The organism is Butyrivibrio sp. LB2008 (genome assembly GCF_000621565.1).
In the GTDB taxonomy this organism is placed as follows: Bacteria; Bacillota; Clostridia; order Lachnospirales; family Lachnospiraceae; genus Butyrivibrio.
On the sequence record NZ_JHXZ01000009.1, the window covers coordinates 341,833 to 356,074 of the forward strand.

Here is a 14,242-nt window from a genome sequence, read left to right on the forward strand (position 1 = left end):
GTCATAAACCAAGTTCTTTTAACTCTTCATCCGTTAGAGCTCTGTATTCGCCGGGATTAAGGCTTTCATCAAGAAAAAGCGATCCCATGGAAAGTCTTTTGAGAAAAAGCACTTCATTACCAACCGCTTCAAGCATTCTTTTAACCTGATGAAAACGGCCTTCGTGAATGGTAAGCTCGATAACGGGATTTCCTTCGTTGTCGCTGTCCTTAACATAAACTTTGGCGGGAAGCGTGAGCTTCTTTGAACCATCGTCATTCTTATCGCCTATGTCAACGCCGTTCTCGAGCACTTTGATATCATCGTCCGAAAGAGCGTGTTTTATATGCACCTCATAGACTTTATCAACGTGCTTTTTGGGAGAAAGCAGCTTATGTATAAGCACTCCGTCATCGGTTATCAGCAAAAGCCCTTCCGTATCGATATCAAGCCTTCCGCAGGGACTTAAATCCCTGACATTTTCTTCTTTTAACAGATCAAGAACGGTTGTATTTCTCTTATCGTTAGTAGCTGACACTACTCCTGCCGGCTTATACAGCATGAAGTAGTGAAAGCGTGAATAAGAAAGAACCTTTCCGTCAAAAGAGATCTCATCGACATTTTCATCGATGTGTACGTCAGGCTTGGTGATGACAGTACCGTTAACCGTACAACGACCGTTTTTCAGGTATTCTTTAATTTGTTTGCGGGTTCCTACATTGTGGTCACCCAGATATTTGTCGAGTCTCAATATTTAAATTCCTTTACAGGAACAGGATTACTTTCCTTGAAAAGTTCAAAATTGTTATATGCGCGGCATACGATCGTGGGATTAGCAAATCCGCTCGGAACCTTTACATTGTATGACTGTGTTTCCTTTGATCTGTCCCACATCTGTAAAGGGCTGTATGTCTTACCGCCGTCATAGCTGTATGCAAAATAGATCACAGGACTCTGATTATCCTTTGCAGTCATCTGAACAAGTACGTTTCCGTCCTTATCATTTCTTGCAAGAACTTTGATATCACAAACATCGGGGGCTGACTCATCCTGACGGATGGGACCTGCGGGCTGTGCTGTGGGAGTGTACTTAAATCCCGAGAAATCAGCTCCTGTCTTGGATGACTTAAGCTTGAAATATTTAGCAACGGCTGTTGCATCCTTAACTCCGAGAGTATTAAGGAAGTTTGCGGCTTTTACCTTGGGAACATCATATGCATGATCGAGATATGCATGCTCAATGATTACTCCCGGAATATTTCTTGCTGTGCAGGCTCTGATAACTCCGTAATAATCTTCACCCTTTTTACCTATCTTGGTCTTTACGCCCTTCTGGTAAATATCAAGACTGCCAAGTTCGGCAATCATAATATTACCAAAATCCATTCCCTTCTGATAGCAGCTGCCAAATGCTGATGCCCAAACTTCGCATCCGTAGAAGTTATGCTCAGCTGATGCATTGAAATGAAGGCTGTAAAGGAAATCGGCATTTACGCTCTGTGCAAATGCAGCTCTGTCTTCAAGAGAAACTCCCTGTTCGTTTGAAGTTCTTGTAAGATAAACTGTTACATTGTCATACTTTTCAAGCTCTGCCTTCATTGCATTTGCAACCTGAAGTGTCAGAAGCTTTTCGGTAAATCCGTTGTGCTGTGCACCGAGATTGTTTCCTCCGTGACCGGGATCGATAACGATAACAACAGGTTTCTCTGCTGCTTTTGCAGGAACGGTAGAAGCGGGCAAAATCCCACTAAAAGACAAAAGTCCGGCTAAAATAATTGCAGTAATTCTTTTTTTCATACTTCTTCTCCTCTTTTTTGTGTAAAAACTACAGAAACCCGATAAAAAATGTAAAAAGCTGTCGCAAAAAGCGGCAGCTTAAATATGCTGTTTAACCGTTTAACATATCAAGATTCAGAGCTTCCTGCTCGGATATTCCCTGAGCCTGAGAATCTTCTGCATTAGACACGTTGGCGGTATTTGATGAAGCAACTTCCGGCGGCCTTAAGTCGGCTCTGTTTGATTTGATGACTTCACCGTACTGTGTAAGTGCAGATAAAACACTGTCTGTACTCTGTGATATCTCTTTTACCATGTTAATGCTGTTCTGCTTAATGGTCTCAACGATATCATCGGTGTTCTTGCTTGTCACATCGATTGACTGAGTGATAATATCTTCAACTCCTGCAAGAAGCTGGTCTGTATACTGTACAGCGGCTGATTTCATGCTGTTAGCTTCCGTCATGGCATTATCCAGGATTTCTTTGGCCTGAACAGCTGCCTGTGAAACGACTTCGTTTGCCTGAGCATAAGCTTGCTGCATGATCTCATGCTCATTGATAAGCTCGTTAGTCTTTATTGTAGCCTGATTCACGATATCTTCGGCTTTTCTTCTGGCATCATTTAAGATGGCTTCTTTATTACTGATAATTTTTTGATATTTCTTTATCTCTTCGGGAGTTTTTGATCTGAGCTCCCTCAAAAGCTCATCGATCTCCTCTTTATTGACAATGATCTTTGTCTGTGACAAAGGCTGAGGCTTACAATTATCGATATAAGTCTCAATCTCATCAATTAATTGCTCGATTTTGCTGGTCATTTATACATCCCCCTGATTTTCATCTTTTTCAAACTTTTTGTACATAGCTTTTGCGACAAAATCTGAAACGCAAGGTGAAATATCACCCTTATAACTTGCGACTTCTCTTACCACAGAACTGCTAAGATATGAGTATTTGATATTAGTTGTGAGGAAAACCGTATCGACCTCGTTATGCGACAGTTCCTTATTGGTCTGCGCAATCTGGAGTTCATATTCGAAATCGGTTATCGCCCGCAGTCCTCTGATAACAATATGAATGTCTTCCTTCTTGCAATAATCGATCAAAAGTCCGCTGAAAGATTCAACAACGACATTGTCAATGCCGGTTACGGACTCTTTAATCATTTTAACACGTTCATCAAGTGTGAACAATGGAGTTTTGGCTGAATTACACATTACAGCGACAATTACCTTGTCGAACATTGATGCCGCACGTTTAATTATATCCAAGTGTCCATAAGTAATCGGGTCAAAACTGCCGGGATAAACCGCTGTTTTCATAGCGCTTCCTTTCTGTACAAAAAGACATGCTTATTTGTTTTATATTCTTTTTCGCGTCTGACTTCAAAACCATAGTCTTCAGCGAATGAAAAATCCATATCAAGTGAACTCTCAACAATTATCATGGTATGCTCAGTAACATACTTCATGGTTCCAAGCTGGGCAAGTGTTCTCTCATAAAGATCTTCATGGTACGGGGGATCAAGAAAAATTATATCCGCTTCATCCTCATGAATATTTCTAAGTCCGATTACTACATCTTGTTTGAGGACTGTTGCATCTTCTTCAAAATGCGTTGTCTTGAGATTCTGTAAAATGCACTTGTATGCAGCTGTAGCATTCTCAATAAAATAGGCTTTGGAAGCACCTCTTGAAAGTGCCTCGATACCGATTCCGCCGCTTCCGGCAAAAAGATCGATAAATACTGCGCCGGGCACTTCATTCTGGATCATATTAAAAAGTGTTTCCTTGATTCTGTCCTGAGTAGGCCTTGTGTCGTTCCCTTCAGGGGTTACGAGCCTGAGCCTTCTGGCAGTTCCCGCGATTACTCTCATATCCTTACCTTTGTTCCTTTAGTATCTCTGCTTGTTATCTTAAGATGAGCAAGCTCGAGTTTTTTATTGTTGTGTTCAACAGTTTTTTCTTCCTGATCGTTCAGGTAGTAAACATCTCTTACAAAGTCATTCTTTCCAAGTCTCATTCCGCGAACACCGACAGCGGTCTTCTTTTTCTCCGGAATGGTATCGACAGGGAATCTAAGGAAATATCCGTCTTCGGTTCTAAGTATGATCGTCTTCTGCTCTTTGAGAACTTCTACGCTCACAAGTTCATCATCGTCCGAAAGCTTGGTCGCCGCAACGGTTCTCTTTGAAACGTCAAATTCTCCGCCGTTTACAGTCTTCATCATTGAAGCTTTTGTTGTAAAGATAAGTCTGTAGAGATTAAGCTCCGACTGACTTGCGGCAAGGATAACGGTTTCCTCCGAAGCATTGTAATTACTTACATTGTCGATCGGAACGCCCTTATCTCGCATCTTTCCCTGAGGAAGATCCATAGCCTTTATAGTATGCAGGTTACCTGCACTTGTGAAAAGACACACTTTCCCCGTGTTCTTCATTACAAATGAATATTTGAACTCGGCCTCGATAGTCTCTTTATTTCTTTCGTAAGTTGAAGCATCTATTGTCTTTGCATAGCCGAATCTGTCCATGATAAAGGCAACATCAACTTCTTCAACCGGCTTTTCTTCGTATACAGCATTCTCTCTGTTGTCGATAACAGTCTTTCTTTTTGCTGAATACTCTTTTTTGATCTTGCCGAGTTCATCCTGAATGACCATAGACATTGACTCATGGCTTTCAAGGATATCCTCGTATCTGTATATATTTGCAACCGTCTGTTCATGGTCTTTTATAAGAGCGTCAAGCTCAAGTCCGATGAGTTTGTACAGACGCATCTCGAGAATGGCATCAGCCTGAGCTTCGGTGAAAAGAAGCTGCGCAGCCATAGCTTTTGATTCTCTTGATTTGAAATTAATACCTTCCGTAACACCGTTTACCAGACAATTCTTTGCCATAGCCCTGTCTTTGGAGCCTCGTAGGATCTCGATAACGAGGTCTATAACGTTACAAGCCTTGATAAGGCCTTCCTGAATCTCTTTTTTCTCCTGTTCTTTCTTAAGGAGTGTGGTGTACTTTCTTGTCGCAATCTCGAACTGGAAATCGGCACATGCCCTCATAATATCTCTTAAAGACATTGTTTCGGGGCGTCCGTTGTCGATAGCGAGCATATTTACGCCGAATGTATCTTCGAGCTTTGTCTTCTTATAAAGAAGATTTGTAAAGTTCTCGACATCTGTATCTTTCTTAAGCTCAATAACGATTCTCACGCCTTCTTTTGAAGACTGGTTTGAGATATCGATTATATCATTGGTGATCTTCTTTTCGGCTAGTTCGGCAACATCAGCCATAAACTTACCGATTCCCATTCCTATCATTGTATAAGGAATCTCGGTGATGACAAGATTGATATGTCCGTTCTTGCCCTTCTCGGTCTCAACCTTACCTCTTACCCTAATCTTGCCGGTACCGGTCTCATAGATATTAAGGAGCTCGTCCTTATTTATTACAATTCCGCCCGTAGGGAAATCAGGTCCCTTGATAAATTTCATGAGTTCCTTTGTAGTAAGGGAATCATTCTGTATATATGCAATCTCTGCATCAATTACTTCTGCAAGGTTGTGAGGAGGTGTGCTTGTAGCCATACCTACCGCGATACCTTCGGAACCGTTTATCAAAAAGTTAGGTATCTTAACGGGAAGAACCGAAGGCTCTTTCTCTGTCTCATCAAAGTTCGGAACAAAATCTACTACGTTCTTATCAAGATCCTCAAGAAAGTTCTCCTGAGTAAGCTTGGAAAGTCTCGCCTCTGTATAACGCATCGCAGCTGCGCCGTCACCTTCAATATTGCCAAAGTTACCGTGGCCGTCAACAAGAGGTGCTATTTTCTTAAAATCCTGTGTCATTACGACAAGACAATCATAAATGGAACTGTCGCCGTGCGGGTGATATTTACCCATTGTATCGCCGACGATTCTCGCACTTTTTCTGTAAGGCCTGTCATATCTTATGCCAAGCTCGTACATATCATATAATGTTCTTCTCTGAACAGGCTTTAATCCGTCTCTTATATCAGGAAGCGCACGAGCAACGATAACGCTCATGGCATAGTCTATGAACGACTTTTGCATTATATCCGAATACTCGGTCCTTATAATTCTGTCTTCCATATTTTCCCCTTTAAATGTCTAACTCAGCATCTGTCGCGTGCTGATGAATGAATTCACGTCTGGGAGGTACGTCCACTCCCATCAAAAGTTCGGTCATCTGAGAGGCCATCTTGGCATCTTCAATCTCGACCGCTTTTAATAATCTCCTCTCAGGATCAAGTGTTGTCTCCCAAAGCTGCTCGGGATCCATCTCACCAAGACCTTTGTATCTCTGAAGAGTAAAGTTTCCTTTGTGAGTATTTCTGTATTTTACAAGCGCATTGTCGTCGTACAGGTACTCTTCCTTGCCTCTTGCAGGCATAGCCTTGTAAAGCGGAGGCATAGCAATATAAACATGTCCCTGATATATAAGCTCGGGCATGAATCTGTAGAAAAGAGTAAGAAGCAGTGTCGCAATATGCTCACCGTCTACGTCGGCATCGGCCATGATAATGATCTTGTCATATCTGAGCTTATTTATATCAAAGTCATTTCCGTATCCTTCGGAAAAACCGCATCCGAAAGCATTGATCATTGTTTTGATCTCGGCATTTGCAAGAACCTTGTCGATACTTGCTTTTTCAACGTTCAGGATCTTACCTCTAATAGGAAGAATGGCCTGATAATTTCTGTCTCTTGCCATCTTCGCGCTTCCGCCCGCGGAATCTCCCTCTACGATGAAGATCTCGCACTTTGAAGCATCCTTACTTATGCAGTTTGCAAGTTTTCCGTTTGAATCAAAGGAATACTTCTGCTTGGTAAGCATGTTTGTCTTGGCTTTTTCTTCGGTTTTTCTGATCTTTGCGGCTTTTTCCGCACAGCCGATGATAGACTTAAGTGTCTCAAGATTTCTGTCAAAAAATCTTGTCATCTCATCGCCTGTTATCTTGGAAACAACCTTTGCCGCATCCTGATTATCGAGCTTTGTCTTGGTCTGTCCTTCAAATCTGGGATCGGGATGCTTTATAGAAACAACGGCAGTCATACCGTTTCTTACGTCTGTTCCTGTAAAGTTTACGTCTTTTTCTTTTAAAATATTAAGCTCACGGGCATACTGATTGATTATATTGGTAAAGATCGTCTTGAATCCCGTAAGGTGAGTACCGCCCTCGGCGTTGTAGATATTATTACAGAAGCCGAGAATATTCTCATGGAACTCATTTACATACTGGAATGCAACTTCAACTTCAACACCTTCGCTCTCACCCTTAAAGGAAACAACATCATGAACAGCCTCTTTTGACTTGTTCATATCACGAATAAATCCTGTTATTCCGTCAGGTTCATGGAATTCAGTATATTCCTCTACTCCGGGTCTTTTGTCCTCAAATATGATCGTAAGTGAGGGATTAAGATAAGATGTCTCGTGAAGTCTTGATTTGATGTCATCTTCCTTGAATCTTGTCTTTTCAAAAATAGTTCCGTCAGGAAGGAAATTGATCGTTGTTCCAGTCTCTTTTGTTGTGCCGATAGGCTCTAAGAGACCGTTTTTAAGCTGTGTTGTAGGAATTCCTCTCTCATAAGTGTCCTGATAGATATTGCCGTCTTTAAAGACTTTGACACTCATTCTTGCAGAGAGCGCATTAACAACCGATGAACCTACACCATGAAGTCCACCGCTTGTCTTATAAGAATTATTATCAAATTTACCGCCGGCGTGAAGTGTTGTCAGAACGATTCGCTCTGCAGTAACTCCTTTTGCGTGCATGCCGACGGGGATACCTCTGCCGTTATCGGAAACTGTTGCGGAGCCATCCGCTTCAAGAGTGACCTTTATTCTTGTACAAAATCCTGCCAAATGTTCATCTACGGCATTGTCTACGATCTCATACACAAGATGGTTAAGGCCTCTTGTAGTAACGCTTCCGATGTACATTCCGGGACGTTTCCTTACTGCCTCAAGACCTTCAAGGACAGTAATACTCGAAGCATCATATGTATCATACGAAGCCATATAAATTAAACCCCTTTTCAAAAACTTTTTTCTACGTTGTGCGGTGGTTTCTTTGACGGCAGATATATAGTATTTTTTGCTCTGATTGTGCAAAGCACTTCAATGAGACCAAATCGTTCGTGCAGAGGCACTCGCGATTACTTGGTCTCATTTCCGTTGCACAAAATCGCAAAAAATACTATATATCTGCCTATGAAATGCCACAGCATAATTACAATAATGATTTTTTAAAATTTAAATACGTCTTCTTCCGATGGTTTTAATGATTCATTTGTAACGGAAGGATGACGTAACTAGTGTGGGGGATCCAGGGACTAGTTATTTTGGATTAAAAGTGCAGTTTTCTGGTTACGGTTACTGCGAGGGCGCCGGGGCCGATGTGGCAGGCTACGGAAAGGGACAGGGGATCCATGTAGATGTCCATGCCGGGGAACTCTTTTTCGAGCTCTTTTTTCCATTCGTTTGCAGTATCGATGTCTTTTGTATAGGCAGCGGCAATCCAATAGTCCTTGGCTTCTTCGCCGCCGAAACGATTCTCAATGTCGTTTTTGATTGCACTTATCATAATGCTCTTGCCCTGGTTGCTGGTTCTTGCTTTTGCGAAAGCATCAAGTTTTTCGCCCTGAATCTGAAGAACGGGCTTAAGCCTTAAGAGTGTTCCGAGTGCCGCGGCAGCAGGTGTGATTCTGCCACCTTTTTTCAGATAATAAAGTGTATCAAGCATGATATAAATACTTGATTCAAACTTTGTATCCATGAGTTTCTGCACTATCTCTTCAGCAGATAAGCCTTTTTCGGCCATTTCTTTGGCGTCGATTGCAGATTGTCTCTGTGTTACGGAAATTCTCTGGTTATCAACCACGAAAACTTTGCCCTCATACTCTTCCTGAGCAAACATGTATGCACTCTGGCATGATCCCGAAAGGCCTGAACTCATGGGAATATAAACGATTCTGTCATAATCCTGTAAAAGTTCATCCCATATTTTCATAAGAGAATCAGGAGTAGGCTGACTTGTAGAAACATTGGCATTGTCGCCGAGTTTCTGATAAAACTGCTCCTGAGTAAGATTTATATCTTCAAAATATTCTTCTCCATCGATCATAAAAGGCATAGGAACTACGTGAATTCCGAGTTCTTTAGACTGTGCCTGAGTTATTCCACTGTTACTATCTGTTAATATCGCTATTTTTGCCATATTATCTCATCGGTAAAAAGCCGATACTCCTCCTATTTTCTACCTAATCAACTAAACTAATATTACTTTTATAAACAGTTAAAGTCAACCGAATTTGCAGATTTAGTGCTTAAAACTCCTCTTAGTACACTATATTGTGTATCAGACAGATTCGGATCTTCGGACAGAATTCTGTCGGCGTCCATCGAGGCTGATTTAAGGAGGTCACTGTCATGATAGATGTCTCCGATCCTGAAATTCAGTTCTCCGCTCTGTCTTATTCCGAACAATTCTCCGGGGCCGCGCTGTCTTAAATCTTCCTCGGCGATCTTGAAGCCGTCATTTGATCTGTTCATTATATCGAGGCGTTTCTTGGCATCATCAGACTTTGATGTATTTAAAAAGATGCAATATGACTGCGCATCTCCTCTTCCTACGCGTCCTCTTAACTGATGAAGCTGGGAAAGCCCGAATCTCTCGGCATTTTCAATCATCATGACCGTAGCGTTCGGCACATTTATTCCGACTTCGATAACCGTTGTCGAAACAAGAACATCAATATCCTTTCTTGCAAAAGCTTCCATGATCTCGTCTTTCATAGCGGGCTTCATTTTGCCGTGAAGTGTTGCTACAGAGATTTCCGGAGGAAGTGCCGATTTTAATTTATCCGTATAATCAGTAACGTTCTCAACGCCGTCCAGTTCTCCTTCTTCGACCATCGGACAGATGACATATGCCTGGTGCCCTGCTTTTACCTGATCGCAAATGAATTTATAAGCGGTATTTCTGTAATCTGTTCCGACAACGCAGTTTTTTATGGGAATGCGTCCTCCGGGAAGTTCGTCGATAACAGAAATGTGCAAGTCTCCGTACAGAATTATCGCAAGCGTTCTCGGAATTGGAGTCGCACTCATCGCGAGCACATGCACGTTTTCTCCTTTACCTGCAAGTGCCTTTCTTTGGCGAACGCCGAATCTGTGCTGCTCGTCCGTTACGACAAGAGCGAGATTTTTGTATTCCACTTTTTCCTGAATAAGTGCGTTTGTGCCGACAATACAGTTTACTTCGCCTTCTTTTATCATTCTCTGAGCTTCTCTTTTATCCCTTGCAGAAAGAGCTCCGGTCAAAAGAACCGGCTTAATACTTGTAAGTCCGTATTTATCAATAAGTTCTTTGAATCCTTCAAAATGCTGAGCCGCAAGGACTTCGGTAGGGGCCATTATAGCGCCCTGATATCCGTTTGCCGCTGCGGTCAAAAGAGCCAGAAATGCAACTACAGTCTTTCCGGATCCAACATCACCCTGAATAAGCCTGTTCATTACATACGGGCCTGATATATCACTTATGATATCGTTATAAGCATTTAACTGGGCATTTGTAAGTCTATACGGAAGTTTTTCAAGAAATCTCTTTGCTTCGGCCACCTCGATTATAGGAAACGTATTCCTATTTTCTTCCTGAAGCTTTTTTAAGAGTCTTAGTTTTAAAACGAATAAAAAGAATTCGTTATAGGCAAGCCTTCTTCTTGCCTGTTCCAAGGTTGCATCATCCTTTGGAAAATGTATATTGTAGATGGCATCAAAAAAACTCATGAGCCCAAGTCTTTTGATTATGTCCTCAGGGACAAATTCCTCGAATTTACCTGCACTGTTAAAAGCTTTTTGAACAGCTTTTGTGACTGTATTATTGCTAAGACTCTTTACAAGCGGATATCTAGGCATAAGTTTTCCGCAAAGAGTTGCATATTCTTCGGCTTTGTACATTTTAGGCTGGTCTATGGTAAAGAAATTACCTTTTTTCCTGACAACACCTCTAAAAATATGAGTTGTGCCGCTCTTTAATGAGTTTATGAGGTAAGGTGCGTTAAAATAGGTCATTTTAACTTTTCCTGTCTGGTCTCCTGCTTCAAATGAGATTATTGAAAGATTTCGAACCTTTCTTCTCATAATATTCCCAATGATTGTCAGGGAAACGGAGCATACTTCGCCTTCTTTAAGATCACATGCACGAACAGGAGGCTCGAACTTATCATATGTTCTCGGAAAATAATATATAAGATCCCTGCAGGTATACACTCCGCATTTATTAAAGAGTTTACCTGTCTTTTCTCCAATCCCCTTTAAATTAACAACAGATTCTGCGAGTTCTCTTTCTCCCATACCGCTCCTTGTAAAAAAATTCTGATAAATGTTCACTATAAGACAAAAGGCCGGGCTTTATTGCCCGGCCGGTATATAAAATAATTACTCTGCTGAAATAACATAGTAATAAATTGGCTGTCCACCATTCTGAAGCTCAACATCGCATTGAGGATATTTCTCGGAAATTCTATCCCTGAGAGCCTCAGCATCGCTTACTTCAACTTCATCACCATAATATATGCTGATAAGTTCAAGATCGTCATTCATCATCTTATTAAGCATATCAAATGTAACATCAGACATATCAACGCCTACAGAAAGAATTCCTGAATCGCCGATTCCCATGAAATCGCCCTGTCTGATCTGAACATCATCTATAACAGTATCTCTTACGGCATAAGTAACTTCACCGGTCTTAACTGTTGTAATGGCTTCTGTCATTGCAGCAATATTGTCTTCAACAGGGATATCGGGAACATAATTGATTATAGCCGTAACACCCTGCGGGACAGTCTTGGAAGGAACAACAACAATCTTCTTGCCCTCTTCATCGTCATCCTCAGACATAATAGCTGCCTGATTAGCTGCAAGAATAATATTCTTATTATTTGGAAGGACAATTACAGTATCTGCGTTAACCTTCTCTACTGCATCAAGAATATCAGCAGTACTGGGGTTCATTGTCTGTCCGCCTTCGATAACATAGTCAACACCGAGGCCTCTGAAGATTTCAGCAAGACCAGCACCTGCACATACAGTTACAAATCCAACATCCTTGCGAGGCATCTGGGGCTCGCTTGCTTCAGGAGCAGTCTCATTAACCTCAGGTTCTGTCTTGGCTTCGGGCAAAGCATTAGCTTCTTCTTTCTTTTCAGAAGTGGCCGGTGTCTCAACCTTACCTGCAAGAGGTATATTCTCATCATCTGGCTTATATGTAGGTGTAAGCTCTGCTGCACCGTTGATCTCAGTCTCTATCTCAGCCCATGAGCCGTCTTTGTTCTCATGGAAGAGTTTCTCTCTGTGCTCCATTCTCATGTTGTCAATCTTCATGTTTGAAAGCTGACCGTACATAAGAGCTCTCTGGATTGCAAGTCCGGGATCGTTGGAATGAACGTGGACCTTGCAGATTTCATCATCGGCAACCATAACAATACTGTCACCGATTGACTCAAGGAATCCCTTGAAATCTATTTCCTGTTTAACATTAAGAGGCTTATTCAAGATAACAATAAACTCGGTACAATAACCGAACTTGATATCAACCTCTTCCTGTGCGCTTTCTTTTGTTCTTGCACCGGGAGTAACCTGCTCCTCGGTAATTGTAAGATCGATCTCTTTTCCAAGGAAACCGTCAAATGCGCCCTTAAGCACCTGAACAAGTCCCTGTCCGCCGGAATCAACTACGCCGGCCTGTTTGAGAACAGGAAGCATCTCCGGAGTCTTTGCGAGTACTTCATCTGCATATTTAATAACTTCATCACAGAAATATGCAATATCGGTTGTTCCTTCTACAGCAAGCTCATGAGCCTTCTCGCCTGCTCCCTTTGCAACTGTAAGGATTGTTCCTTCCTTGGGCTTCATTACTGCCTTGTAAGCAGTCTCGACAGCTTTATCAAAAGCCTCTGCAAGGATTGCTACATTAACTTCATCGTGCTCTTTTACAACTTTGGTAAATCCTCGAAGAAGCTGTGAAAGAATAACACCCGAGTTACCTCTTGCTCCTCTCAAAGAACCTGATGAAATTGCTTTACAGATCGCTTCCATTGAAGCGTTATCACCTAAATTTGAAACTTCTTTGGCAGCCGACATGATGGTCATTGTCATGTTAGTGCCGGTATCTCCGTCAGGAACGGGGAAAACATTTAATTCATTAATCCACTCTTTTTTTGCTTCCAGATTCTTGGCGCCGCTTAAAAACATCTTAGCCAGCATTTTAGCGTCAATTATATTATTACTCAAAATAAAAATCCTCCTAGACTAGATCTCTTGGCTTAGTCAATAACGCGGACACCTTCGATGTAGATATTTATCTTCTCGATTTCAAGCCCCGTAAATTCTTCTACTTTGTATTTAACATTATCGATCAAATTGTCTGACACAGCTGAAATGCTTACTCCATAAGCAACAATAATATGGAAATCAAGTATCAGTTTGTTATTTGCATCAAGAGAAACATTGATTCCTCTTGTCATCGAATCAATCTTAAGAAGACTCACAAGTCCGTCTTTTACATTAACATTTGCCATCCCAACAATACCGAAGCACTCCATTGCCACAGCTCCTGCGTACTGAGCGATAACTTCGTTGTCAATGGATATACTCCCCATGTGAGTATTCATAGAAGAAGCCTTCATATTTACCCTCCTTAATACTCGGAACTTTATGAAGCTCCGTTTTAGCATACACATGTATTATAATAGCAATTTATCGAAAAATAAACCACTTAATTTTCAACTACATATTTTTTCGTATATTTTGCTTGCATTCCTGTAATGTTTCTGCTAATATATCAATGTTGCGGATATCTGCAATAATATGCTATTGAACGAACATGGCTTATAAGGAGGTGTCAAAATGGCTAAATGTGATATTTGTGGCAAAGGCGTTCATTTCGGTAACAATGTAAGCCATTCTCATAGAAGATCTAACAGAGTTTGGAATTCAAATGTTCACCGCGTTGCTGTTAAAGTTAACGGCGGCACAAAAAGAATCCACGTTTGCGCTAGCTGCCTTAGATCTAACAAGGTTGAAAGAGCTTAATAAGATCAAAAAATTAAACCACCCAGAAATGGGTGGTTTTTTGTTGCCGTTCATACATAAATCAGAGGGGCTGTCGCTTTAGATGATTAATCATCTGGGCGAAGCCCCTTCTTCATGCCCATAATTAGGGCTTTTATAGCATGCTTTTTTATACGCTCCATTATGAAGCGTACTTTAATAAGCCGATTGGTTTACCGGCACTATTTTAGATATTTCATTTTGAAATTTTAAATTTATGACGCTTTTTTCAGTTCGAAAAGGTGTGTTCCCGTCCGCTTGGACATGATCTTATGATGGAGCTTATTGATGTCAAATGCTATTGCCAAGAGCGCACTCTGTGCCAGAACATTCTCACTTCCTCTAT

Annotated in this window: 12 protein-coding genes; 1 reads left to right on the plus strand and 11 read right to left on the minus strand. The window is 41.4% G+C overall.

Annotation, left to right across the window (positions count from 1 at the left end; all coding sequences use genetic code 11):
• Window position 1: 1 nt before the first annotated feature.
• From T356_RS0101565 to T356_RS0101615, 11 genes are all read right to left on the minus strand, one after another.
• Window positions 2–730, minus strand: coding sequence for a pseudouridine synthase (locus T356_RS0101565; protein WP_026512979.1), 729 nt, complete (start codon window positions 728–730; stop codon window positions 2–4).
• Window positions 727–1,776 carry an N-acetylmuramoyl-L-alanine amidase family protein gene (locus T356_RS0101570; protein WP_026512980.1) on the minus strand — a complete coding sequence of 350 codons (1,050 nt, stop codon included), beginning with the start codon at window positions 1,774–1,776 and terminating at the stop codon, window positions 727–729. The genes T356_RS0101565 and T356_RS0101570 overlap by 4 nt, the downstream gene beginning before the upstream one ends.
• A gap of 91 nt (window positions 1,777–1,867) precedes the next feature.
• Window positions 1,868–2,575 carry a hypothetical protein gene (locus tag T356_RS0101575; protein WP_026512981.1) on the minus strand — a complete coding sequence of 236 codons (708 nt, stop codon included), beginning with the start codon at window positions 2,573–2,575 and terminating at the stop codon, window positions 1,868–1,870.
• On the minus strand, window positions 2,576–3,079 hold the full coding sequence (gene coaD, locus T356_RS0101580) for a pantetheine-phosphate adenylyltransferase (protein ID WP_026512982.1): 504 nt from the start codon (window positions 3,077–3,079) through the stop codon (window positions 2,576–2,578). It abuts the gene before it with no gap.
• A complete protein-coding gene (gene rsmD, locus T356_RS0101585; protein ID WP_026512983.1) occupies window positions 3,076–3,633 on the minus strand; it encodes a 16S rRNA (guanine(966)-N(2))-methyltransferase RsmD in 558 nt (185 codons plus the stop codon). The genes coaD and rsmD overlap by 4 nt, the downstream gene beginning before the upstream one ends.
• On the minus strand, window positions 3,630–5,867 hold the full coding sequence (locus T356_RS0101590) for a DNA gyrase/topoisomerase IV subunit A (protein WP_026512984.1): 2,238 nt from the start codon (window positions 5,865–5,867) through the stop codon (window positions 3,630–3,632). Before T356_RS0101590 ends, rsmD begins: the two co-directional genes overlap by 4 nt.
• A 10-nt stretch (window positions 5,868–5,877) precedes the next feature.
• Window positions 5,878–7,800, minus strand: a complete 1,923-nt coding sequence (locus T356_RS0101595) for a DNA gyrase/topoisomerase IV subunit B (RefSeq protein WP_026512985.1) — start codon at window positions 7,798–7,800, stop codon at window positions 5,878–5,880.
• Window positions 7,801–8,128: 328 nt separating this feature from the next.
• A complete protein-coding gene (locus T356_RS0101600; RefSeq protein WP_026512986.1) occupies window positions 8,129–8,998 on the minus strand; it encodes a DegV family protein in 870 nt (289 codons plus the stop codon).
• A 68-nt stretch (window positions 8,999–9,066) separates the two neighbouring features.
• Window positions 9,067–11,136: an ATP-dependent DNA helicase RecG gene (gene recG / locus T356_RS0101605; RefSeq protein ID WP_026512987.1), complete on the minus strand. Its 2,070-nt coding sequence runs from the start codon at window positions 11,134–11,136 to the stop codon at window positions 9,067–9,069.
• Window positions 11,137–11,220: 84 nt separating this feature from the next.
• Window positions 11,221–13,077, minus strand: coding sequence for a DAK2 domain-containing protein (locus tag T356_RS0101610; protein WP_026512988.1), 1,857 nt, complete (start codon window positions 13,075–13,077; stop codon window positions 11,221–11,223).
• A gap of 32 nt (window positions 13,078–13,109) precedes the next feature.
• Entirely contained in the window at window positions 13,110–13,472 is a 363-nt protein-coding gene (locus tag T356_RS0101615; protein WP_026512989.1) for an Asp23/Gls24 family envelope stress response protein, read from the minus strand.
• 220 nt (window positions 13,473–13,692) lie between these two features.
• Here T356_RS0101615 and rpmB point away from each other — a divergent pair, with 220 nt between their 5' ends.
• The gene (gene rpmB / locus T356_RS0101620) at window positions 13,693–13,878 is read left to right on the plus strand and encodes a 50S ribosomal protein L28 (RefSeq protein WP_026512990.1); all 186 of its coding nucleotides are present in this window, start codon (window positions 13,693–13,695) and stop codon (window positions 13,876–13,878) included.
• Window positions 13,879–14,242 lie beyond the last annotated feature (364 nt).